Source organism: Acinetobacter sp. YH01011 (assembly GCF_013420785.1).
GTDB lineage: Bacteria > Pseudomonadota > Gammaproteobacteria > Pseudomonadales > Moraxellaceae > Acinetobacter > Acinetobacter towneri.
In genome coordinates this window covers 65,295-86,905 of sequence record NZ_VOYG01000011.1, presented here as the reverse complement: position 1 = coordinate 86,905, position 21,611 = coordinate 65,295, and the positions used below count along the sequence as shown (strand labels likewise).

At 41.2% G+C, this 21,611-nt stretch carries 23 protein-coding genes; 16 read left to right on the top strand and 7 right to left on the bottom strand.

The annotated features are described in order from the left end of the window. The first annotated feature begins 221 nt into the window (after window positions 1-221). From FTT78_RS09180 to FTT78_RS09155, 6 genes are all read left to right on the top strand, one after another. Window positions 222-848, top strand: coding sequence for a 2'-5' RNA ligase family protein (locus FTT78_RS09180; protein ID WP_180044075.1), 627 nt, complete (start codon window positions 222-224; stop codon window positions 846-848). Beyond that, window positions 845-1,366: a bifunctional adenosylcobinamide kinase/adenosylcobinamide-phosphate guanylyltransferase gene (cobU, locus tag FTT78_RS09175; RefSeq protein ID WP_180044073.1), complete on the top strand. Its 522-nt coding sequence runs from the start codon at window positions 845-847 to the stop codon at window positions 1,364-1,366. The genes FTT78_RS09180 and cobU overlap by 4 nt, the downstream gene beginning before the upstream one ends. After that, on the top strand, window positions 1,363-2,421 hold the full coding sequence (gene cobT / locus FTT78_RS09170; protein WP_179996655.1) for a nicotinate-nucleotide--dimethylbenzimidazole phosphoribosyltransferase: 1,059 nt from the start codon (window positions 1,363-1,365) through the stop codon (window positions 2,419-2,421). The genes cobU and cobT overlap by 4 nt, the downstream gene beginning before the upstream one ends. Beyond that, window positions 2,418-3,011 (top strand): histidine phosphatase family protein, encoded by a 594-nt coding sequence (locus FTT78_RS09165; protein WP_180044071.1) that lies wholly within the window; start codon window positions 2,418-2,420, stop codon window positions 3,009-3,011. Before cobT ends, FTT78_RS09165 begins: the two co-directional genes overlap by 4 nt. Before the next feature lie 8 nt (window positions 3,012-3,019). Beyond that, window positions 3,020-3,763 (top strand): adenosylcobinamide-GDP ribazoletransferase, encoded by a 744-nt coding sequence (locus FTT78_RS09160; protein WP_180044069.1) that lies wholly within the window; start codon window positions 3,020-3,022, stop codon window positions 3,761-3,763. 665 nt (window positions 3,764-4,428) lie between these two features. Next, entirely contained in the window at window positions 4,429-4,638 is a 210-nt protein-coding gene (locus FTT78_RS09155; protein ID WP_004976903.1) for a hypothetical protein, read from the top strand. A gap of 85 nt (window positions 4,639-4,723) precedes the next feature. Here FTT78_RS09155 and bioB read toward each other — a convergent pair whose 3' ends face one another. Together bioB and queG are read right to left on the bottom strand one after the other, a co-directional pair. Beyond that, window positions 4,724-5,716: a biotin synthase BioB gene (bioB, locus tag FTT78_RS09150; RefSeq protein WP_104851863.1), complete on the bottom strand. Its 993-nt coding sequence runs from the start codon at window positions 5,714-5,716 to the stop codon at window positions 4,724-4,726. Between the two features lie 279 nt (window positions 5,717-5,995). Further along, on the bottom strand, window positions 5,996-7,105 hold the full coding sequence (gene queG, locus FTT78_RS09145) for a tRNA epoxyqueuosine(34) reductase QueG (RefSeq protein ID WP_004976899.1): 1,110 nt from the start codon (window positions 7,103-7,105) through the stop codon (window positions 5,996-5,998). Window positions 7,106-7,126: 21 nt separating this feature from the next. Between queG and FTT78_RS09140 the strand changes: the two genes are divergently transcribed. Next, complete coding sequence (locus FTT78_RS09140) at window positions 7,127-8,647, top strand: NAD(P)H-hydrate dehydratase (protein ID WP_180044067.1); 1,521 nt, start codon at window positions 7,127-7,129, stop codon at window positions 8,645-8,647. Between the two features lie 24 nt (window positions 8,648-8,671). Here FTT78_RS09140 and ruvC read toward each other — a convergent pair whose 3' ends face one another. After that, complete coding sequence (gene ruvC / locus FTT78_RS09135) at window positions 8,672-9,217, bottom strand: crossover junction endodeoxyribonuclease RuvC (protein ID WP_004976895.1); 546 nt, start codon at window positions 9,215-9,217, stop codon at window positions 8,672-8,674. A gap of 200 nt (window positions 9,218-9,417) precedes the next feature. Here ruvC and FTT78_RS09130 point away from each other — a divergent pair, with 200 nt between their 5' ends. From FTT78_RS09130 to FTT78_RS09120, 3 genes are all read left to right on the top strand, one after another. After that, window positions 9,418-9,801, top strand: a complete 384-nt coding sequence (locus FTT78_RS09130) for a YkvA family protein (RefSeq protein ID WP_178318391.1) — start codon at window positions 9,418-9,420, stop codon at window positions 9,799-9,801. Between the two features lie 168 nt (window positions 9,802-9,969). Beyond that, window positions 9,970-10,545 carry an FxsA family protein gene (locus FTT78_RS09125; protein ID WP_004976892.1) on the top strand — a complete coding sequence of 192 codons (576 nt, stop codon included), beginning with the start codon at window positions 9,970-9,972 and terminating at the stop codon, window positions 10,543-10,545. Window positions 10,546-10,704: 159 nt separating this feature from the next. Continuing rightward, window positions 10,705-11,340 (top strand): LysE family transporter, encoded by a 636-nt coding sequence (locus FTT78_RS09120; protein WP_096901197.1) that lies wholly within the window; start codon window positions 10,705-10,707, stop codon window positions 11,338-11,340. A gap of 20 nt (window positions 11,341-11,360) precedes the next feature. Here FTT78_RS09120 and FTT78_RS09115 read toward each other — a convergent pair whose 3' ends face one another. Continuing rightward, entirely contained in the window at window positions 11,361-11,570 is a 210-nt protein-coding gene (locus FTT78_RS09115) for a hypothetical protein (protein WP_004976887.1), read from the bottom strand. A 314-nt stretch (window positions 11,571-11,884) separates the two neighbouring features. Here FTT78_RS09115 and FTT78_RS09110 point away from each other — a divergent pair, with 314 nt between their 5' ends. Continuing rightward, window positions 11,885-12,115: a hypothetical protein gene (locus FTT78_RS09110; RefSeq protein ID WP_372238839.1), complete on the top strand. Its 231-nt coding sequence runs from the start codon at window positions 11,885-11,887 to the stop codon at window positions 12,113-12,115. Window positions 12,116-12,267: 152 nt separating this feature from the next. On the opposite strand, the gene FTT78_RS09105 is transcribed toward FTT78_RS09110, so the two are convergent. Next, complete coding sequence (locus FTT78_RS09105) at window positions 12,268-12,579, bottom strand: monooxygenase (RefSeq protein WP_096901196.1); 312 nt, start codon at window positions 12,577-12,579, stop codon at window positions 12,268-12,270. A gap of 158 nt (window positions 12,580-12,737) precedes the next feature. Further along, a complete protein-coding gene (metK, locus tag FTT78_RS09100) occupies window positions 12,738-13,904 on the bottom strand; it encodes a methionine adenosyltransferase (RefSeq protein WP_004976883.1) in 1,167 nt (388 codons plus the stop codon). Between the two features lie 749 nt (window positions 13,905-14,653). On the opposite strand from metK, the gene tkt reads away from it, so the two are divergent. The 4 genes from tkt (at window position 14,654) to FTT78_RS09080 (ending at window position 18,395) form a co-directional block, all read left to right on the top strand. After that, the gene (gene tkt, locus FTT78_RS09095) at window positions 14,654-16,642 is read left to right on the top strand and encodes a transketolase (protein WP_180044065.1); all 1,989 of its coding nucleotides are present in this window, start codon (window positions 14,654-14,656) and stop codon (window positions 16,640-16,642) included. Between the two features lie 152 nt (window positions 16,643-16,794). Next, window positions 16,795-17,010, top strand: coding sequence for a hypothetical protein (locus FTT78_RS09090; protein WP_004976879.1), 216 nt, complete (start codon window positions 16,795-16,797; stop codon window positions 17,008-17,010). A gap of 178 nt (window positions 17,011-17,188) precedes the next feature. Next, entirely contained in the window at window positions 17,189-17,674 is a 486-nt protein-coding gene (locus FTT78_RS09085) for a GNAT family N-acetyltransferase (protein WP_179996361.1), read from the top strand. Between the two features lie 136 nt (window positions 17,675-17,810). Beyond that, window positions 17,811-18,395, top strand: coding sequence for a YceI family protein (locus FTT78_RS09080; RefSeq protein WP_004976875.1), 585 nt, complete (start codon window positions 17,811-17,813; stop codon window positions 18,393-18,395). A 230-nt stretch (window positions 18,396-18,625) separates the two neighbouring features. Here FTT78_RS09080 and FTT78_RS09075 read toward each other — a convergent pair whose 3' ends face one another. After that, window positions 18,626-20,137 carry an aldehyde dehydrogenase family protein gene (locus FTT78_RS09075; RefSeq protein WP_016658247.1) on the bottom strand — a complete coding sequence of 504 codons (1,512 nt, stop codon included), beginning with the start codon at window positions 20,135-20,137 and terminating at the stop codon, window positions 18,626-18,628. Between the two features lie 244 nt (window positions 20,138-20,381). On the opposite strand from FTT78_RS09075, the gene FTT78_RS09070 reads away from it, so the two are divergent. Beyond that, window positions 20,382-21,563 (top strand): transcriptional regulator, encoded by a 1,182-nt coding sequence (locus FTT78_RS09070; RefSeq protein WP_180036760.1) that lies wholly within the window; start codon window positions 20,382-20,384, stop codon window positions 21,561-21,563. The last annotated feature ends 48 nt before the right edge of the window (window positions 21,564-21,611 follow it).

The following is a 21,611-nucleotide window of genomic DNA, read 5'->3' as shown; positions in this document are numbered from 1 at the left end:
TGTGTAGATTAGAAAATATCATCTTCATTTCAGCATAACATTGCAGACCTGTTTCAGCCATCTTCTGAATTTTATCCATCTCATTAAAATCAAAATTATTTAAATGATGTAGATGGTTAAAATACCAAACTGAAAAATATTCACCTCAAATTGCATGATTTTCATGTCTATTCAGTTGTGAATGTTTTACCATAAGCTGTTTTAATTCATTGAATTATCCCGTGTTTATTCAAGCCAATCAGTACGTTATTCCAACACAGCAGCATGATTATCCTGAATGGCATCGTGGGCGTGAGCGTTATGCACTTTGGTATTTGACTGTTCAAAATCTAGATTTAGAGCGCTATTTAAAAGAATTAAAACAGCAATTTTCAGACGTGTTATTTCGCCCAAATACACGTCAGTTTCATATCACTTTATATATTTGTGGATTTTATGCAGCAAAAAAATATTGGGAAGATGACTTTCTCGAATCACAGTTTCAACAACAAGTTCAGGCCTTACGGCAGATGCAACTCAAGCCTTTTCAACTAAAAGTGGGCGGCATTAATAGCTTTGATAGTGCTTTATTTGTAGAAGTGCAAGATCAATCACAGCAACTGGCGCGTATACGTCAGGCACTTAGCGTAGGCGGGGCTGAAATCGCAGCTTTACAGTATCATCCACATATTACTTTGGGTTTATATCAAACAGCGTGTTCAACCAATTTGATTTTGCAGCGCATTCAAAATCTCCCCGTGCAATATTTCGATTTAGATATCCATCATTTAAATTTTGGTTATTATCAGGCACACACTTTACAAGGTCAGCTATTTAGCACGCATCAATTTCCTTTGGAGCACATGTGATTCAACTTATTTTGGGCGGTGCGCGTTCGGGTAAAAGCCGTATGGCTGAGCAAACCGCGCAGCAACTTGGCAAATCCGTCATTTATGTAGCAACTGCACAAGCGGGCGATGCAGAAATGCAGGCGCGGATTCAGCATCATCGACAACAGCGTCCACAGACTTGGCAGTTGTGCGAAGAGCCTTTGTATTTAGCGCAGCAATTAAAGGTGTTGGATCATCCTAATACTGTGATTTTAGTGGATTGCCTAACCTTGTGGATGAGTAATCTATTGATGCAATCTGAAGAAAACTTTGCCGAACAACAAATTACAGCATTGCTCGAGGTTTTACCTCACTTACAAGCCGATATTATTTTAGTGAGTAATGAAACAGGTTTGGGCGTTGTGCCTATGGGCGAAATAACTCGAAAATTTGTCGATGAAACAGGGCGATTACATCAGCAATTGGGGCAAATTGCAGACAAAGTGCAGTTCTGTGTCGCAGGTTTTCCAATGCTTTTAAAAGGAGAGAATCAATGACTTGGTGGTTTGCAGCGTGTCAAAAGCCGAACGAACAGATGAAACAACAGGCAATTGCACGACAACTTCAATTGACCAAACCGACAGGTTCATTGGCAACATTGGAAAATATTGCGATTCAACTGGCGGCTTTGCAAGGAACAACGCAGCCGAATATTGAACGTCCGTGGATATGTATTTTCGCAGGCGATCATGGCGTGATGGAAGAAAATATTTCCGCCTATCCCCAAGCCGTGACTCGGCAAATGCTACAAAATTTTGCCACAGGTGGGGCATGTATCAGCGTCATCGCCCGACAATATCAGGCGCATTTACAAGTGGTGGATTGCGGCTCGGTCGGGGAAGCGTATGAATATGCAGGAGTAGAGCGGCATTGTATTCGTGCAGGCACAGCGAATTTTGCTAAAACCCGCGCCATGACTGAACAAGCGTGTGCAGATGCGATGGCACTTGGACGTCAAAGTGTGGAAGATGCCATCGCACAGCAGGCCTCGATTTATGTCGCAGGTGAAATGGGTATTGGAAATACCTGTTCGGCATCAGCCTTGTCTTGCTTTTTATTACAAGAACCTGCTGAAGCCTTGACTGGCATAGGCACAGGAATTGACACTGCACAATTGCAACATAAAAAACAGGTGATTGATGCTGCTTTAGCTCTACATCAGAACTATGTGCAAGATGATGCTTTTAAAGCCTTATGTGCAGTTGGTGGATTGGAGGTCGCTGCAATGGTGGGCGCGTATATTCGCTGTGCGCAGTTGGGCTTGCCGATGGTGGTGGATGGTTTTATCAGCAGTGCTGCTGCATTAGTTGCAGTGCGTTTAAATCCTCAAGTCCGAGAATGGATGTTGTTTGGGCATCAATCGGCTGAATATGGACATCGTCGCTTATTAGAAGCATTAGGTGCACAAGCCTTGCTGCATCTAAATTTACGCTTAGGTGAGGGCAGCGGTGCGGGCGCGGCATTGGGCATTATCCAACTGGCCTGTGCCTTGCATAATCAAATGGCGACTTTTGCCGAAGCTGCGGTTATTGGTGAGAAAGTATCTTTATGATCATGCTAGACCTATTAAGACATGGCGAAACAGAATTGGGTCATACTTTGCGTGGCTCAACCGATGATGCTTTGACTTTAAAAGGTTGGCAAGACATGCAGCAGACTTTAAACACGGCAATAGCTACAGGACAGCGATGGGATGTTGTGGCAAGTTCACCTTTACAGCGTTGTCTGCAGGTTGCCCAGACCTTTGCGCAAGCACAGCAATTGCCACTGTATATTGATGCACAATTTCAGGAAATGCATTTTGGTGCATGGGAAGCTATTTCCACTCAAACCTTATATGAACAATACCCTGAAGATTTAGCTAAATTTTGGATGACACCGACCCAATTTAGTCCGCCACAAGCAGAATCTTTGCTAAATTTTCAGCAGCGCGTTTTGCAAGGTCTGTCCGATCTCAACCAATATATACAACAACTTGAGCAACAACCTAAACGTGTGTTATTGGTCACGCATGGCGGGGTAATTAAATTGCTCAAAGTATTGGCGCAGAAAAAATCTTTAGACGATATTTTAAAAATGTCTGCAGCGTTGGGGCAATTGAGTTCATTCCAGTTACATCCCAATGGCAACATTTGCATGTAGGGGCAAACATGACACCTTTTTGGATTGCCTTGCAATTCCTGAGCACTTTTCCTGTTTCTTTAAAACAGATACCAACTGCAGTGCAAAATGCGCAATCACTGTTGTTTTATCCGCTCGTTGGCTTATTAATCGGGGCTGTGTTGTGGGGAATGGCGCATTTATTGCAATTCTTGCCTTTGGTTCTGAGTAGCAGCTTAATTTTAGTGCTCTGGATTTGGCTGACAGGTGGTTTACATTTAGATGGACTGGCTGATACTGCCGATGCATGGATCGGCGGTTTTGGTGATCCTGAACGTAGCTTAAACATCATGAAAGACCCAAGCAGCGGCCCGATTGGAGTATTGAGCTTACTGATCTGCTGTTTATTAAAATGGTCTGCGTTGTATGTATTGCTCGAACAACAGTATTTTGCCTTTTTGCTGTTTGTACCCGTATTGGGACGATTAAGCGCTTTGGTTTTATTTTTAAGCACGCCTTATTTACGTGCCAATGGTTTAGGCACTGCTATTCAGGCACATTTGCCTAAAACAGGCACAAAAATTGTGATCGCATTGACCTTGCTTGCAGGAGTGCTTTGGGGATGGGTGGGTTTGGTGACCGTTCTGACTTTTATCCTTAGCACCTTGTATTTGCGATATAAATTTATGCAGCGTTTAGGTGGAATTACGGGCGATACCGTTGGTGCGAGTATTGAAATAACAGAAAGCATGATGTTATTGGCTATTGCGATTCTTTGGTTTTTAATAAATTAGCTTTTGAGCAGTTTTTCTTGTTTCAAGTGCGCTGAAAATTGAAATAATATAAGCGAATGAATTTACAGCTATTTATGCACTCAATTTCAGCAAGTATGCAGATGAATTTGTCATTTGTCGGAAAGTTCCTAAATTAGATTTGCTATTTTTTTTAAATATGATAATAGTAGTTTATGTCAATCAGCCTTGATGGCATTTGTATCTCAGGATGAGATCACAAACGTGATGTATAAAAATCAAAAGGAATGTCATTTATGATCAAACTGTTAAAGCAAATTTTCTGTATCCATATTTATGAATATGATGCAATGGAAGAAATCGGGGCGCATTTAGAGTGTCGTAAGTGTGGGGATTCTAAGACACAATAATGTTAAGTATTGAATCTGTATTAAAGCCAAGTGAGTCTTTATGACTCACTTTTTTATTTTAGGCTAATAGCCTGAATATTTTGCTTAGTCTTGCCTGCATGTATAGATTAGACTGCACTTATCCATCTTCAAAACTACATATATCATTCCCACCTCTTTTGGTGGGGAGACTTCTCATGCTGTACGAAGTTTGATTTATACAAGTGCACAATTAAATTTTCTATCCTCCGCACACTTTATCCCACAAGGTATTCCGCTTAAAATCCAGTACCTAGAAATATTGAACTGACCGTATTTATGGCTAAAAACTTTCAAGAAAAAACGTATATTGTAGATGACAATCTAGCAGATACTTTGACGTGGTTGCTGCATCATCAGGACTGTTATGATCGGTTTTATTATGATGCGATTCAGCAACAACTGACGGTAGAACATGCCAACGGGGTAGATATTATTAAAACAGGGCAGTATTTAAATGCCAGTTACGGAATTTTAATCACCTCTTAAAAGCATTGCCGCATAAACTTATTTTGCTGCATAAAAAACAAAGTCCCTTTGCGGGACTTTGTACATTTGGATGGATGCTAAAACTTTAAGCCATTGCCATCGCATCTACCGACAATTCAGAAACCGTTGGTTTAGCACGTTCAGGCACTAAGCCTAACTTTTGGAACAATTGTTTGTCTTTGCCTTCGCCTGCGTTTGGTGTAGTTAAAAGTTTTTCACCTGAGAATAACGAGTTCGCACCTGCCATAAATGCCAATGCCTGATCTGAATCAGACAACGATTCACGCCCTGCAGACAAACGAATATAGCTGTTTGGCATGATAATACGTGCAACTGCAATAGTACGAATCCATTCAATCACATCTAGCTTTTCGACTTCAGCCAGTGGTGTACCTTCAATCGGAACTAACATATTGATTGGCACAGATTCAGGGTGTAACGGTAAAGTCGCCAATTCATGTAACAAACCAATACGGTCTTGGGTATCTTCACCTAAACCGACAATACCGCCACTACACACTTTCATACCTGTTTGACGCACAATATCCAAAGTATTTAAGCGGTCATCAAAGCTACGAGTACTAATGACATTCGGATAATATTCACGCGATGTGTCTAGGTTGTGGTTGTAATAATCCAAACCTGCATCTTTTAAGCGTTCTGCTTGAGATTGATTCAACATCCCTAAAGTCATGCAAGTTTCTAAGCCTAGAGCTTTGACTTCACGCACCATTTCTAAAACATACGGCATATCACGTTCATGCGGATTACGCCATGCTGCGCCCATACAAAAACGTGAAGAACCTGATGCTAAAGCTTCTTTAGCCTCTTGAATGACTTTATCAACCGCAATGCGTTTTTCAGCTTCAAGCTGTGAATCATAATGCGCAGACTGCGAGCAATATTTGCAGTCCTCAGGGCATTTACCTGTTTTAATCGACAATAAGGTACTGACTTGTACAGTATTGGCAGCAAAATGTTGGCGATGCACACGCTGTGCTTCAAAGACTAAATCCAGAAAAGGCTGTTCATATAACTGCTGAATTTCTTCTCGAGTCCAATCATTGCGTACTGACATAAGTAAAAGTCCATCATCCCTATTATTCATAGTCTGTATCATACACAAATAGTTTGAATCAGAAAGGCATAATCTCCCAATTTCGTGGCAAATATTCGACAGAATAGAATTAAAATCATGCAGTCTATTTAGTTGCAAACTTAAGCAATTTTTCTGATATTTCGCTGCAAAATTAAATTTTATGGATTATTATTTTTGTGATGAATTGGTTGCTAAAATTTAGTTATTTGCATAAATTGGCAAGAAAACTGCACTTAAAATATCGCACTATTTTGGTGGTCATTTTTGTTTAATTTTAGGCTGTTTAAGCAATTGTTCCTGAATCGCCCAATCCATATGGATTTGCACAATCTCATCATGCTGTGTTCGCGTTTGCTGCAAAATTTGTAAAATTTGTGCTGAAAAAGGGGCATTACCAAGCCCGATGGCAATATTACGCATAAAACTTTGATAGCCTGTACGTCGCAATGGACTACCTTCAGTTTTGGCTAAAAACGTGCTTTCATCCCATTGCCATAAATCTAGCAAGCTGATCTGATCTAAGGCATGTCGAGGATGAAAATCATCCACCGTGGTGACTTGGGCAAAGCTATTCCACGGGCAAATCAGTTGGCAATCATCACAACCAAACACACGATTACCAATGCCACGGCGTAATTCTTCAGGAATCACACCTTGATATTCAATGGTTAAATAAGCGATACATTTACGCGCATCCAACATATAAGGTTCAACAATGGCCTGTGTTGGGCAAATGTCGATGCAGGCTGTGCAAGAACCGCAATGCGGAGTTGCAGGTGCATCAAAAGGTAAATCTAGTGAAGTAAACAGCTCACCCAATACAAAAAAAGACCCAGATTTTTTATGAATTAGTAATGTGTGTTTGCCTGTCCAACCCATGCCTGCACTTTCTGCAAGCGACTTTTCAAAAATTGGGGCTGAGTCGGCAAAGGGGCGTGATTCAAACTCGCCCACTTTTTCACGAATACGGGTGGCAAGGGTTTTTAGGCGTCCGCGCATGACTTTGTGATAATCGCGTCCACGTGCATAACGGGCTATAATTGCAGAGTTAGGTGCATCGGGAATATGTCGTGGACGTGGTGTTTCCACCAAATAATTCATGCGCACACAAATAATGCTTTTGGTATTCGGGACTAATAGTGTGGGATTGGCGCGCTTGTCTAAATTTTCTTCCAGAAACTTCATATCCCCATGATAGCCACGTTTTAAATATTCCTGAAAACGTGCTAATTCTGCTTGAGCATCTGGTTTGGCAATGACACAATCAGCAAAACCAAGCGCCAAAGCTTGAGCTTTAATCCACGCTTTCAAGGCGGCTGGATCGTCTTGATGCAGAGAAATATGTGCTGAAGTGGTGGATGTTGCCATAACAAAATAGAAGGGAAGAAAATGCCGCAGCAAGTGTACCATAGCCCTGTTTATCATAGTCAAAGTATTCAAGCGTGGGAGCAGCGCTGGTTTGCCCGTCAAAATAGTTCTTACGGTTTAATGCAGCAAGTGGCGTGGACACTGCATTTACAAATTCGCAAAATTTTTGCAAAACAGCCATCTACAATACAAAAAATTGCTGTGTGTTGTGGACAAGGCAATAACGCAGGCGATGGCTATTTAACTGCAAAATATTTAAAACAAGCAGGTTTTCAAGTCGATATTTATGCCGAAACACGCGGTTCATCGGCAGATTTACATCAGGCTTTTTTAGAAGCTCAGGCAGAACAAGTCAATATAATTCAAGGTTTTGCATTTCAACAAAGTTATGACTGCTATATTGATGCATTATTTGGTATTGGTTTAGATCGTCCTTTAAATGATGAGTGGCAGTCGCTTATTCACGCAATGAATCAACAAGCGGGTTTAAAAATTGCGGTTGATATTCCAAGCGGTTTAAATGCCAACACGGGGCAGCCATTGCCATGTGCAATTAAAGCCGATTACACCTTTACAGCTTTGGGTTTGAAAGCAGGGTTATTTACAGGGCAGGCACAGGAATATACTGGACTGGTCGATGTGCTGGATTTGATTCCAGCCGATGCAGAACTCAAAGCGTTGGCCCAACTCACACCACATTTGATTCAATTACCCGCACGGCAGGCTTTTGGACACAAAGGCAGTTATGGGCATGTGTTGATTGTGGGCGGACATGCGCAAATGGGTGGTGCGGTGATGATGGCTGCAGAAGCCGCATCAAGCGCAGGTGCAGGGAAAGTGACTGTGGTCTGTCATGCCAAACATCATGTGGCGATATTAAGCCGTGCGCCGAATTTAATGTTGCGGGATATAGACGCACTGACAGGCGCAGAAATTCAGCACTTAATTTCACAGGTCGATGCCGTGAGTTTAGGGATGGGACTAGGACGAGATGCTTGGGCAGAACAGCATTATGCAGACTGGTTTGCCGCACTAAATCAGTCCGAGGTAGAAGTAGTTTACGATGCCGATGCCTTGTGGTTTTTGGCGAAACAAGCGCATTCATGGCATCATCCAGCCCAACTAAAACCGAACAGTTATGCCACACCACATTCAGGTGAGGCTGCGACCTTGCTCAATACTACGGTTGCAGCCATTGAAGCAGACCGTATTGCCGCGATTCAGCAATTGCAGCAACGCTATGCAGGCGATTGGGTGTTAAAAGGTTCAGGTAGTTTGACTTTGCAAGCTGCATCTACAGAACCGCAAGCAAGTTCATTGTGGATTTGTACCGCAGGCAATCCTGGTATGGGTACAGGCGGTATGGGCGATGTGTTGGCAGGCATGATTGCCAGTTTAAAAGCCCAGTTTCACCATCAAATTCAATTACATGAAATTGTCATGTTACATGCACTAGCGGGGGATGTGTTGGCAGAACAGGGCATGCGCGGTTTACAGGCACAGTACATGAGCCAAGCGATTTATCAGGTTGTGAATCGGTAAAATATAAGCGATGACGATGCTGATTTAGCGACGTCTGGAACTTGAACGACTACGTCCGCGTGCCATACCACCCAAGGCATTGAGCACAGCCAATTTGGTCATACTGCCCGATGCATGAGCATGGCAAATTGCAGCAGCCAAAGCATCGGCAGCATCTTGTTGTGGTTTAATGGATAGATTTAATAGTTTCATGACCATCATTTGTACTTGTTCTTTATCGGCAGCGCCATAACCCACGACAGATTGTTTAATTTGACGGGCGGTATATTCCGCCACTTGTAAATCTAAATTCACCAAAGCGGCAATCGCTGCACCACGAGCCTGTCCCAATTTCAAGGCAGAGTCTGGGTTTTGCGCCATAAACACTTGTTCAACTGCAGCTTCAGTCGGGCCGTGAAATTTCACAATCCGTTCAATCCCTGCAAAAATCCGTTTTAAGCGTTCAGGCATTTCACTGGTTTCGGTGCGAATGGTTCCTGCATCTACAAAACGTAATTTAGCGCCATCACGTTCAATAATGCCGTAGCCCGTTAGACGAGAACCAGGGTCGATTCCAATAATAAGTGACATGCCAAGCCTTAAAAAATTACATCAAGTTGAATTATAGGAGTTTAAATCTCTTTTGTGTGGAGTAATTTCAAAACATTCGGTCAGTAAGCTGCTGTTTAAACCATTGGAATGTATCCCACGCCACATTTTCAATTTTGGACTTCATTTTATTTTAAGTTTTGAGGTGTATATTTTATATACGGTAGCAAATGAGAGTGGCAATGAAGTGGATTGATAGGCTAAAACAGTGGGCGAAGCAAATTAAACGAAATGTTTATGCGGTTTGGTTTGTCGCACGTGATCCTGAAACGCCGTTTATGGCAAAGCTTTTGGCATTGTTGGTCGCTGCTTATGCCATTTCTCCCATTGATTTAATTCCAGACTTTATACCTGTTTTGGGTTATTTAGATGACCTGATTTTAGTGCCATTGGGCATCATGTTGGTATTGCGTTTAGTACCTGCTGAAGTAATGCAGCGTTGTCGCTTACAAGCCGATGCGATCAGTCAAAAACCGAGCAGTTATATTGCAGCATCAGTTTTTATTGCGTTGTGGTTATTATTGGCTTATGCCGCATATTTTTATCTTTATCGTTTAAATATATAGACGTATTAAGTCTGTTATTGGGTGATGATGAAAATATTAATGACAGACTTAACCTTTAAAAATACAATAATGCCCATATTGAAACAACAGCGAATCAAAAAAGCTTGATCCCGATGAAGCACTTGGTTACTGCATTTTATTTATTTTGTTGAGATTAGATTAATTTTCATGAAATTATTTCTTATTGTTCTAATTGGCTTAGTTCTTGAAGTCTTCGTCTGGATTGGTGTGGGCGACCTAGTGGGGAGCATGTGGTACGTGTTCTTTTGGTTTGTCGCTGCTTTCTTCATTGGTTTGAACCTGATTCGTAAATATTCTGCAGGCGTGATGCCACAAATGCAGCAAATGCAAATGGGGCAGATGAGTGCCGATCCTGCGCTGAGTAATAATTTACCTAAAATTTTTGCGGGTTTTTTATTGATGATTCCAGGATTAATCAGCGATGTTTTGGCATTGCTGGTGATGATTCCTGCCGTACAAAATGCCTTTAAAGCGGCAATGATGAAAGCCATGATGAAACGTCAGCAAGCCATGATGGATCAAATGATGGGTGGCATGATGGGCGATATGAATGGCATGGGCGGAGCAGGTCAAAACCCGTTTGCAGATTTAATGCGCCAAATGCAAGACATGCAAAATCAGCAGGGCGGTGGTCGTGATTCCAGTATTATTGATGGTGAAGCACGTGAAATTACCCCCGATGCGAAAAAAATTGAAATGAAAGATGTCAATCCACCTAAATAATATGGGTGATGCTTGAGATCAAACCGAATCGTGCTGATTCGGTTTTTTTTATGTGTGTTTTTGGGTAAATATTCAAATATTGAGAGGCCTATTTTAAAGCCTTATTTATTCTCTTGCTGCACAAGGTATAATCGGATTTTCAATTCTCCTGATGTATTTATGTCTTTGTTATTCACCATTTGTGCGCTGCATTTTGTGGCACAGCTTAGTCCAGGACCAGATGTTTTATTAATTGCCAAAAGTGCAGCCAGCAATACCCGCCGTAATACCTTGCAGATTATTGCGGGCATTTCATCGGGGATTGTGGTGTGGGTAGTGCTGACCCTATTGGGTTTTACGGTTTTGGTGCAGCAGTTTCCTTGGATTCAGCAAGTCTTAATGCTGATTGGCGGTTTATTTCTTGCCAAAATGGGATGGGGCATGTTGTCGGGTGGTTGGCATAGTTGGCAGCAGCGTAAACAGTTTGATGATACTCAAGTGCAAATTCCAGCCGCAAAAAACTACTTTTTATTGGGTCTATTCACCAATTTATCTAATCCGAAAACCTTAATTTATTTTAGTAGTGTATTTGCTTTGGCATTGAGTTCATCGGCAAGTGCATCTTTAAAAGCCCAATTGGCAGTGATTATTCCAATCCAAACTTTTGTGACATTTACATTATTTATGTTGCTACTTTCGACACCAAAAATGAAAAAGTTATATCAGCGTTCAGGCAGTTATATTGATATGGTCTCGGGCGGATTATTTTTATTGTTTGCTGTGTGGTTGTGGTTAGATGCACTACGTATGTTTTAAAACATAAGTTTTAATGTCAATTAATCAGACGCTTTGATGTCGTCAAAAGCCAAGTTTGACGATTTTTTATTCGGAATTTCGGTTTTAGTCGTGTTTTCAGTTTTATCTAAATGATTGGGTTGATAAGTACGGTTTGATCGCAAAGTTGCTTCGGTATTTTCCGAACCTTGATATTTACGGCTACGGTTGGCACGTTCACGCAAGCCGCCTTTTTTAATGAGTTGTACCACTTTAACTTACTCCGTGTAATAAAAAAATATGTACTGAAAGCTAAGTTTGAACCTAAGTTTTAGATGATCGAACATGTAGAATTTTACCACGACATACCTATTTTAGATGGATAAAGTGACTGTTTATTCAAAAATACGATTTGCGCGAATAGCCGAACTTTGACATTCTAATTTACAAGCGATTGTGTCTGCTCAATCATCCAAAGGGTGTAAGCTACAAAGTGTCACAGTTGCTTAAACAAAATTACACTGCATCAGGGTAGATGGTGTAACAATAAAAACAAGAATTACAGTGAAGTAGGAGAATACCTATGCTGTATCATCAGTATCGTTGCGCATGTTGCAATCGGGTGGTGGAATCATCAGAAAAAGAATGTGGTACTTGTGGTTCACACAATATTCGTAGTCCTTATGGTTTCTGGTTATTCTGTATTTTGGCATGCTTGGCAGCAGCCGTTGTGTTTAAAGTCGTGCATGTTTATTTGCAAGATCATCAAGAAGTGCCCGTGCAACAATCGGTGCTTGAGGTGATTCGTACGCAATAAGTGCTGCATCCAAGCTTAACGCTTATTTCGTCTATACAAGATTTCAAAAAATCCTGAATCATTAAATGGCTCAGGATTTTATTCAACTGTTTTTTCAATATTGAAGAGACTCACCATTTTATTCTTCAATATGGATGAGCAATTTAAAAAGATTAGCGACTTAAGAAGTCAGCTTGGTTGATTGCAGACAGTGCAGCATTCACCTCAAAAATCTTGCCACGAATATCCTTCACGCCAAAACTTTCTAAACGTGCAGTGTGCATTTTTAAATAGCGTTCAGCATTGGCCGCATGATCAAACAGATAGATTCCACCTGCTTCCTGTGTTTGACCGTTCTCAGTCCAAATTTTCCAAAGCATGCCAGTTTCTAGGTTAATGCTTTCTGCAAGTTCACGGTACGCTTGGCTCATGCTTTCGCCAAATGGGCCTTCAGAAGGGAAATCGACTTGAAGAATAACCGCCATAATAAACTCCTACATCATTATCTTAGATGAGTATTTAAAAAATCTCAGGAATGATTCACTATAACATATTCGTATTTTGTATATTGTGGTTTGACAGCTAAATTTTAGGCATAAAAAAGCCCACCGAAGTGAGCTTGATAAAACTGAAAAGTTTTACATTACAGACCTGCAGAAGCTTTTAACGCCTCAACTTTGTCGGTTTTTTCCCATGTAAATGCAGTGTCAGAACCTTGACGACCAAAGTGACCATAGGCTGCAGTTTGCTTATACATCGGTTGTAACAGGTTCAACATGTTGGTAATGCCGTATGGACGTAAATCGAAGTGTTCACGTACTAAAGCAATAATCAACTCATCTGCCACTTTTGCAGTGTTGAAGGTGTTGATTGAAATTGATGTTGGCTCTGCAACACCAATAGCATAAGACACCTGAATTTCACATTTGTCTGCCAAGCCAGCTGCCACAATATTTTTGGCAACATAACGGCCTGCGTAAGCAGCAGAACGGTCAACTTTAGATGGGTCTTTACCAGAGAATGCACCACCACCATGACGCGCCATGCCGCCGTAAGTATCGACAATGATTTTACGACCTGTTAAGCCGCAGTCACCTACAGGACCGCCAATCACAAACATACCTGTTGGGTTGATGTGGAATTTGGTGTCTGCATGGAACATTTCTGCAGGAATCACTTTTTTCACAATTTCTTCAATTACCGCTTCTTTAAGCTGAATTTGAGAAATTTCAGGATCATGCTGAGTAGATAACACCACCGCGTCCAAACGTACAGGCACACCATTTTCATAAGCAAAAGTCACCTGACTTTTTGCATCTGGGCGTAACCACGGCAAAGCACCACTGCGACGTAATTCAGCTTGCTTTTCCATTAAGCGGTGTGCGTAAGAAATTGGGGCAGGCATTAATACATCAGTTTCACGGCTGGCGTAACCAAACATCAAACCTTGGTCACCTGCGCCTTGATCTTCAGGCTTTTGACGGTCTACACCTTGTGCAATTTCAGGTGATTGTTTACCAATCATGTTAATGACCGCACAGGTTGAACCATCAAAACCTAAGTCAGAATGATGGTAACCAATGCCATTTACGGTTTGACGAACAACGGCTTCAAAATCGACATTTGCAGTTGTTGTGATTTCACCTGCCAGTACAACCGCACCCGTTTTTACAAGCGTTTCACAAGCAACCCGCGCATAAGGGTCTTCTTTTAAGATTGCATCCAAAATGGCATCACTGATTTGGTCAGCCATTTTATCTGGATGGCCTTCGCTTACAGATTCCGAGGTAAATACAGCGTACTCGCGCATAAGTCCTATCACAGTTAAATTCAAAAGACGCAATATGTTACATCGAGTTAGACTTTAGGACTAGCGCATTACGACTAAATTGGCTGAATTTATTTCAATTCAATGACTTTTTATCGCATATCTTTAGCTAAAAAATAGATAAAGTATCGGTATGACTATATTGTGACTCAAAAATATTCATGTTGGCTAAAGTATGCTGTCATAATTTTAAACTAAGGAGCACCTTGTTTTTAAGTGGTGAATCATTTTTAAAAACAATATTGTAGATGGGTAATTTAAAGACTTTGAATTGACTTTATCTGCATCAAGCTGCATTTTCAAAAGCTGTTTTAAAATTTTGGACGATGGCTGTGATTCAATTTATTGTGTGAAAAGTGAATAAAATTCAAGATGTGTTAAAATCTGTCTATTATTTCTACAGAATACTGTTGTGTTTTAACTTGTTGCTATGCATTTGATTGGAGTTGCTGCAAGAGCGACATCACAATTCCATCCTGCGTCTATAAATTGAAATATCTATACTTTAGAATTTTGCCAAGAATAGAGCTTAACACGGCAATTAGCTCTATTCTTGTTGTTATAAACGTGAAAACGTCTTTGAATTTGCACGAAAAATACCCTGAATGGGAATTAATGCGGAAATATTGTTGCATAGGCTTTACCCCTCAGGCGTTTTTTTGAGAGAATAGCGGCTGTTTTGAATTCTATTCATCTTCTTCTATTTAACGATTTTTTGTGGACTCTGACCTATGACGACCCCGCTTAACGAACGTCGTATTGCAAACGCAATTCGTGTATTGGCAATGGATGCTGTGCAAAAAGCAAATTCAGGACATCCAGGTGCACCGATGGGGATGGCAGATATTGCCGATGTGGTGTGGCGTGAATTTTTGAATCACAACCCAACCAATCCACAATGGGCAAACCGCGACCGTTTTGTATTGTCTAATGGTCATGGTTCAATGTTGCAATATGCGTTGTTGCATTTAACAGGTTATGATCTTTCAATCGAAGATTTAAAAGCGTTCCGTCAGTTACACTCTAAAACACCTGGCCACCCAGAATTGGGTTATGCACCAGGGATTGAAACCACCACTGGTCCACTCGGTCAGGGGATTGCCAATGCTGTTGGTTTTGCTTTAGCAGAAAAAACACTGGCTGCACAATTTAATAAAGAAGATATTCAGGTTGTAGACCATTTCACTTACTGTTTCTTGGGTGATGGTTGCTTAATGGAAGGTGTTTCACACGAAGCATGTTCATTGGCAGGTACTTTAGGTTTAGGCAAGCTGGTTGTTTATTATGATGACAACGGCATTTCTATTGATGGTGAAGTAGAAGGCTGGTTCTCTGACGATACCGAACAACGTTTCTTATCTTACGGCTGGCAAGTCTTAAAAGTTGATGGTCACGATGCCGATGCAATTCGTGCTGCAACGGTTGAAGCAAAAGCTGAAACGCAAAAACCGACTATTATTATTTGTAAAACTGTTATTGGTTTAGGTTCGCCAAACAAACAAGGTAAAGAAGACTGTCACGGTGCGCCATTAGGCCATGACGAAATTGCTTTGACGCGTCAAGCATTAGGCTGGACAGATGAAGCATTTGTTATTCCTGAAGATGTATATGCCGCTTGGGATGCGAAAACCAAAGGTGCAGAATCAGAAGCAGCATGGAATACGACTTTTGAGGCTTATGCAGCAAAATATCCAACTGAAGCTGCTGAACTTAAACGTCGTTTAAGCGGTGAATTGCCAGCAGAATTTGTTGCGCAAGCAGATGCATTTATTGCAGAAACCAATGCTAAAGCAGAAACGATTGCAACCCGTAAAGCCAGCCAAAATACTTTGCAAGCATTTGGCCCATTATTGCCTGAATTATTGGGTGGTTCTGCAGACTTGGCAGGTTCAAACTTAACCCTTTGGAAGGGTTGCCAAGGCGTTCAGGACAATGCAGCAGGGAACTACGTGCATTATGGCGTACGTGAGTTTGGTATGACTGCTATTGCAAATGGTGTAGCACTTCACGGTGGTTTCATTCCTTACGTTGCAACATTCTTAATGTTTATGGAATATGCGCGTAATGCCGTGCGTATGTCTGCATTAATGAAGCAACGTGTGATTCATGTGTATACCCACGACTCGATTGGTTTGGGTGAAGATGGTCCAACACACCAACCGATTGAACAAATTGCATCTTTACGTGGTACGCCAAACTTAAATACATGGCGTCCTGCAGATACCGTTGAAGCGGCTATTTCTTGGAAATCTGCATTAGTACGCAGCGAAGGTCCAACTGCTTTAATTTTCTCACGTCAAAACTTGCCATTCCAAACTCGTACTCAAGCGCAAATTGAGAACGTGGCAAAAGGTGGTTATGTCTTGGCTGAAGAAAAAGGTGAATTGAAAGCCATTATTATTGCAACAGGTTCAGAAGTGGGCTTGGCAATGGAAGCATACGCGCAGCTTGAAGGTGTACGTGTTGTGTCTATGCCGTGTGCAGAAGAATTTGTGAAGCAAGATGCAGCATATCGTGAAGCGGTATTGCCATCACATATTCGTGCACGTGTTGCGGTTGAAGCAGCGCATGTAGACTACTGGTGGAAGTTTGTCGGCTTAGACGGTAAAGTTATTGGTATGACAACTTATGGTGAATCTGCACCTGCAAAAGACTTGTATCAGTACTTTGGCATTACCACTGAAGCGGTTGTTGCTGCAGTAAAAGAATTAACAGCTTAATTTTTTAATCCAGTGTTTTTAAAGGCGTTCCTGTAAAGGGACGTCTTTTATTTTTGCATATTTGTTTGGTATTCGATGTGATGATCCAACAAATTTTGTCAGTGTAAGTCAGGTTTGTGAATAAACCTCTGTGTAATTGAGTGAGATGAGAAATGAGTTTGTACGAGCAAATTAATGATGAAGTCACTTTAATGGATGCGGGTGAGCAAAAGTGGATTGGACAAGATTTACCACTTGAAGCTATGGTGGCGGTAGAGTTGTTGTTACAGGATTTGGCTGAAGATCAGCAAATCAAAATTCGCCGTAAGAACCATGAAAAGCAATCAGGCTTAAAGCAAGTTGATCGTATTTTGATTGAGAAGCTTTAATCTATTGCGATGAATACGGTGCATTAAAAGGTGTATCGTCAAAAACAGCTTTATTCTATGCGTAGGGTAAAGCTTTTTTATTGCTGAAAAATAGTGTATAAAATAGCCTAAGCATAATATGAATTGTGCATAATTAGTAAAATGATTCGATGCAAAAATAATCAGGCAATATCAAAGCATGCAGACAACTATATTAGATCATCAATTTAAGCACATCGACATTGTCGCGTTAAGTGAAATCCAATTTGAGCAATGGCAACCACTTTGGCAGGGTTATCAGCAATTTTATCAGGTGCAATTAAGTGATGAGGTTACGCAAAATACGTGGTCAAAACTAATTAATCCACACAGGACGCATATTTATGGTTTTGCTGCCGTATATCAAACTCAAGTTGTGGCAATTGTGCATGTAATTGAACATGACAGTTGTTGGACGCTTAAACCTTATGCCTATTTGCAAGATTTATATACCTTGCCTGAGTACAGAGGGATGGGAATTGCTCAGCAGCTTATTCAGCAGGTGAATCAAACAGCGCAACAGCGTGAATGTGATCGGGTATATTGGCTGACTCATGAAGATAATTTACAGGCACGGCAGTTGTATGATCGTGTCGCAAAAAGAACAGGTTTTATTCAATATCGCAGCCCTGCAACAGCGATGTAAAACGCGCATGCATATTTTTACAAATTTATCGTTTCAGTCATGCAACATACTGTTTTATCTTTAATCCTGTATTTGCAGCAAAAATCTATAAACTAAACCTCATTGAAACGTATCAACACTTTTAGAGATGAACAATATGAACATGAAATCAATTGCTTTAGGTTTGGCTATCGCGTCTGCAGCAACAATGACAATGGCTAAACCAGTGGCTTATCAAATTGACCCAACGCATACTGCTACTGTATTTACTTGGGATCACTTCGGTTTTTCTACGCCATCAGGTAACTTCTCAGACATTCAAGGTACTATCAACATTGATGAGAAAAAACCTGCTAACTCATCTGTGAATGTGACGATTCCATTAAGTAGCATCAACACCAACGTAAAAGCTTTAGATGAGCACTTAATGGCAGCAGATTGGTTTGATGCAGCAAAATATCCAACCATTACTTTTAAAAGTACAAAAGTTGAAACTCAAGACAAGAAAAACTTTAAAATCACAGGTGATTTAACAGTTAAAGGTGTAACTAAGCCAGTGGTACTTGACGCAGTATTGAACAAACAAGGTCCACACCCAATGACTCAGGCAGCGACTGTTGGTTTTAATGCAACAACATCATTCAACCGTTCTGCATTTGGTATCGCAAGCTATGTACCAAACGTGGGTGATAAAATTACTGTTAACATCACTACTGAAGCATCTGTAGCTGCAAAAAAATAAGCAGTTGTGATTTGATCAAAAAGCATCATTTTTTAAATGGTGCTTTTTTTATGTCTGTGATTTCATCTACATGACTTTGATGTTAGTAATTTTAGGTCTATGACTTGTAAATCTATGTAGATAAATGGCTTTTTCTGTTTTTCTTTTTGTCCATCTGTACATCCCAAATATAAAAAAATGCGAACAGAAGTTCGCATTTTCATTCATCATGTTGAGGTTAAAAGCTTAACTTAGAAGAAGCCTGCAGGTTTAGTTGAATAACTTACCAACAAGTTTTTGGTTTGTTGATAATGTTCTAACATCATCTTATGGTTTTCACGGCCAATACCTGACTTTTTATAACCACCGAAAGCTGCATGCGCAGGGTAAATGTGGTAACAGTTCGTCCAAACGCGACCCGCTTGAATAGCACGACCCGCACGGTAAGAAGTATGCGCAGAACGTGACCAAACACCTGCACCTAAACCGTAAATGGTGTCATTGGCAATTTTAATGGCTTCATCGAAGTCTTTAAATGTGGTCACAGACAGCACTGGGCCGAAAATTTCTTCTTGGAAAATTTTCATGTCGTTGGTGCCTTTGAAAATTGTCGGCTCAATATAGAAACCACTGCCAACTTCATGACGTTCACCACCACCTGTTAAGACTTGAGCACCTTCGGCACGACCTGTCGCAATACAACCCAAGATTTTGTCTTGTTGTTCTTGCGATGCCTGCGCACCAATCATGGTTTCAGTATCAAGCGGGTGACCTGTTTTAATACGTTTAACACGTTCGATGGCTTTTTCAAGGAAACGGTCAGCAATACTTTCCTGTACGAGCGCACGTGATGGACAAGTACAAATTTCACCCTGATTCAGCGCGAACATGGCAAAGCCCTCAAGCGCTTTATCTAGGTAGTCGTCATCTTGCGCCATAATATCTTCAAAGAAAATATTTGGAGATTTACCACCAAGTTCCAAAGTCACTGGAATGATGTTTTCAGTGGCATATTGCATGATCAATTGACCGACCTGGGTTGAACCTGTGAATGCAATTTTGGCAATACGTGGATTAGTTGCCAATGGGCGACCGACTTCTACGCCGTAACCATTGACTACGTTTAGTACGCCTGCAGGCAATAAATCTTGAATCAGCTCGACCAAAACTAAAATACTAGCAGGGGTTTGCTCCGCAGGTTTAAGTACAATACAGTTACCCGCAGCCAAAGCAGGTGCAAGTTTCCATGTTGCCATTAAAATTGGGAAGTTCCATGGAATAATTTGCCCCACAACGCCCAACGGCTCATGAAAGTGATAGGCAATGGTATCTTCATCAATTTCAGAAATTCCGCCTTCTTGGGCACGAATACAGCCTGCAAAATAACGGAAATGGTCAATCGCCAATGGAATGTCGGCAGCCAATGTTTCCCGAACAGGCTTACCATTATCCCATGTTTCTGCCACTGCCAATAATTCTAGATTTTGTTCTAAACGATCTGCAATTTTAAGCAGAATGTTGGAGCGTGTGGTTGGAGATGAGCTGTTCCATTGTGCTTTGGCTTTATGGGCTGCATCTAAAGCCAGTTCAATGTCTTCTGCCGATGAGCGTGGGACTTTGGTAAATACTTTGCCATCTACAGGAGAGATATTTTCAAAGTATTCGCCTTTTACAGGGGCGACCCACTCGCCACCAATAAAGTTTTCGTATTGTGCTTTAAATTGAACTTTTGAACCGGGTTGATTGGGATCTACGTAACGCATAATTCTCTTCCTTTGATGGTTTTTTATAATCTGCCGTCACTTTACCGTTTAGAACAATCCTGTGTCTAAAATCAGGTTAAATTTACGGCTATGGTATAAGGTACTTTGGTACGTTATTTGTTTAGCATACCAATATAAGGTTGGAAAAAGGTTGGAAAGTTGCAGGTTTACAAGCAACGAACAAATCCTTACAAAAACAAGCACTACATTGGATGTAGTGCACACAGGATTGTGAGAATCAGTCATGATGAAAAAACAAGATCTATTGGAAAAAAAACTGCATATTGAACAGTTTAGACAAAGCAGTAGTTTATCGCCGCTGCATGCGCAGCAAATTCAGCAGAGTATTTTAAATTCTTGGCAACGCTCTGAAATTGCAGAAATTCCTGTAGATCGGCAGGCTGCTCCGTTAAATTCCAGTTTATCGCATCCGCAAGGCGGTTCGGCTTTACAGAGAGCTGTGCAAAATTGCGCAGAAGATTTAAAACATATCGCGCAGCAGTCCGACATGGTGGCAGCCGTGGGCGATGTGGGCAGTACGATTATTTGGACGGCAGCGAGCGCTCAAATGCGTAATGTGGCGGAACGAGTACATTTTGTAGAGGGTGGACAGTGGCGTGAAGAGTTGGTGGGTACCAATGCTTTGGCTTTGTCACTCAAAACTCAGCAAGCCAGTTGTGTGTTTTCCAGTGAACATTATATGTCATCGTTACATGACTGGGTTTGTTATGCCGCACCAATTTTAGACCCACATTCCAAACAAGTGTTGGGCGTGATTGATTTATCGACCACTTGGAAAAATCATAACAGTTTGGGTTTGTTGGCAGCAGAGCGCTGTGCTTCTTTAATTCAAAATGCGTTGCTGGAACAGCAAAAACAGCAGCTTTATATTCGCGCGTTTCGTGTGCCACAGGTGTTATTTAATGGCAAAGTGGTGGTGATGACACCGCGTCAAATTGAAATATTGGTGATTTTGGCACTTTGCCCACAAGGCATGAGTTTAGACACTTTACACCAAGCACTATATGGTGAGCGTAAAGTCAGCATGGGAACGCTAAAAGCTGAAATGTCGCAATTACGCGATATTTTAGGGGGGATGCTCGGCTCGCGTCCTTACCGAGTTTTGGCGCATATTGAAGCCGATTTTTTACAAGCTGAGCAGGCTTTAGATGCAGGTTATGTGCAGTCTGCCTTGCAAACGTGTGCAGGGGTATTTTTGGCGAAAACTGAAAGTCCATTTTTATGCGCATGGCGAGATTGTTTAGAATCACGCCTGAGTGATGCCATTTTTAATGCACAAGATACCGATGTATTGCTGAAACATTTGGCGCATAGCCCTGAAGCGATTGATGCGGTAGAGCGTTTAATTGAACTGATGCCAAAGCATCATCCTGCACATCAAATTTTATTAAAATACAAAGCCTAAATGACGAATCAAGTCTTTAGGCTTTCATTTCACTGTCCTTTAGTCTTA

What these genes read in the sequence shown, in the direction of transcription:
- FTT78_RS09125 (WP_004976892.1), top strand. Translation starts at nt 9,970, where the DNA reads ATGAAATTATTTCTTATTGTTCTAATTGGCTTAGTTCTTGAAGTCTTC.
- FTT78_RS09085 (WP_179996361.1), top strand. Translation starts at nt 17,189, where the DNA reads ATGCAGACAACTATATTAGATCATCAATTTAAGCACATCGACATTGTC.
- FTT78_RS09160 (WP_180044069.1), top strand. Translation starts at nt 3,020, where the DNA reads ATGACACCTTTTTGGATTGCCTTGCAATTCCTGAGCACTTTTCCTGTT.
- FTT78_RS09090 (WP_004976879.1), top strand. Translation starts at nt 16,795, where the DNA reads ATGAGTTTGTACGAGCAAATTAATGATGAAGTCACTTTAATGGATGCG.
- tkt (WP_180044065.1), top strand. Translation starts at nt 14,654, where the DNA reads ATGACGACCCCGCTTAACGAACGTCGTATTGCAAACGCAATTCGTGTA.
- FTT78_RS09155 (WP_004976903.1), top strand. Translation starts at nt 4,429, where the DNA reads ATGGCTAAAAACTTTCAAGAAAAAACGTATATTGTAGATGACAATCTA.
- ruvC (WP_004976895.1), bottom strand. Translation starts at nt 9,217, where the DNA reads ATGTCACTTATTATTGGAATCGACCCTGGTTCTCGTCTAACGGGCTAC.
- FTT78_RS09080 (WP_004976875.1), top strand. Translation starts at nt 17,811, where the DNA reads ATGAACATGAAATCAATTGCTTTAGGTTTGGCTATCGCGTCTGCAGCA.
- FTT78_RS09140 (WP_180044067.1), top strand. Translation starts at nt 7,127, where the DNA reads ATGCCGCAGCAAGTGTACCATAGCCCTGTTTATCATAGTCAAAGTATT.
- FTT78_RS09120 (WP_096901197.1), top strand. Translation starts at nt 10,705, where the DNA reads ATGTCTTTGTTATTCACCATTTGTGCGCTGCATTTTGTGGCACAGCTT.
- cobT (WP_179996655.1), top strand. Translation starts at nt 1,363, where the DNA reads ATGACTTGGTGGTTTGCAGCGTGTCAAAAGCCGAACGAACAGATGAAA.
- FTT78_RS09075 (WP_016658247.1), bottom strand. Translation starts at nt 20,137, where the DNA reads ATGCGTTACGTAGATCCCAATCAACCCGGTTCAAAAGTTCAATTTAAA.
- metK (WP_004976883.1), bottom strand. Translation starts at nt 13,904, where the DNA reads ATGCGCGAGTACGCTGTATTTACCTCGGAATCTGTAAGCGAAGGCCAT.
- queG (WP_004976899.1), bottom strand. Translation starts at nt 7,105, where the DNA reads ATGGCAACATCCACCACTTCAGCACATATTTCTCTGCATCAAGACGAT.
- FTT78_RS09105 (WP_096901196.1), bottom strand. Translation starts at nt 12,579, where the DNA reads ATGGCGGTTATTCTTCAAGTCGATTTCCCTTCTGAAGGCCCATTTGGC.
- FTT78_RS09165 (WP_180044071.1), top strand. Translation starts at nt 2,418, where the DNA reads ATGATCATGCTAGACCTATTAAGACATGGCGAAACAGAATTGGGTCAT.
- FTT78_RS09070 (WP_180036760.1), top strand. Translation starts at nt 20,382, where the DNA reads ATGATGAAAAAACAAGATCTATTGGAAAAAAAACTGCATATTGAACAG.
- bioB (WP_104851863.1), bottom strand. Translation starts at nt 5,716, where the DNA reads ATGTCAGTACGCAATGATTGGACTCGAGAAGAAATTCAGCAGTTATAT.
- FTT78_RS09130 (WP_178318391.1), top strand. Translation starts at nt 9,418, where the DNA reads ATGAAGTGGATTGATAGGCTAAAACAGTGGGCGAAGCAAATTAAACGA.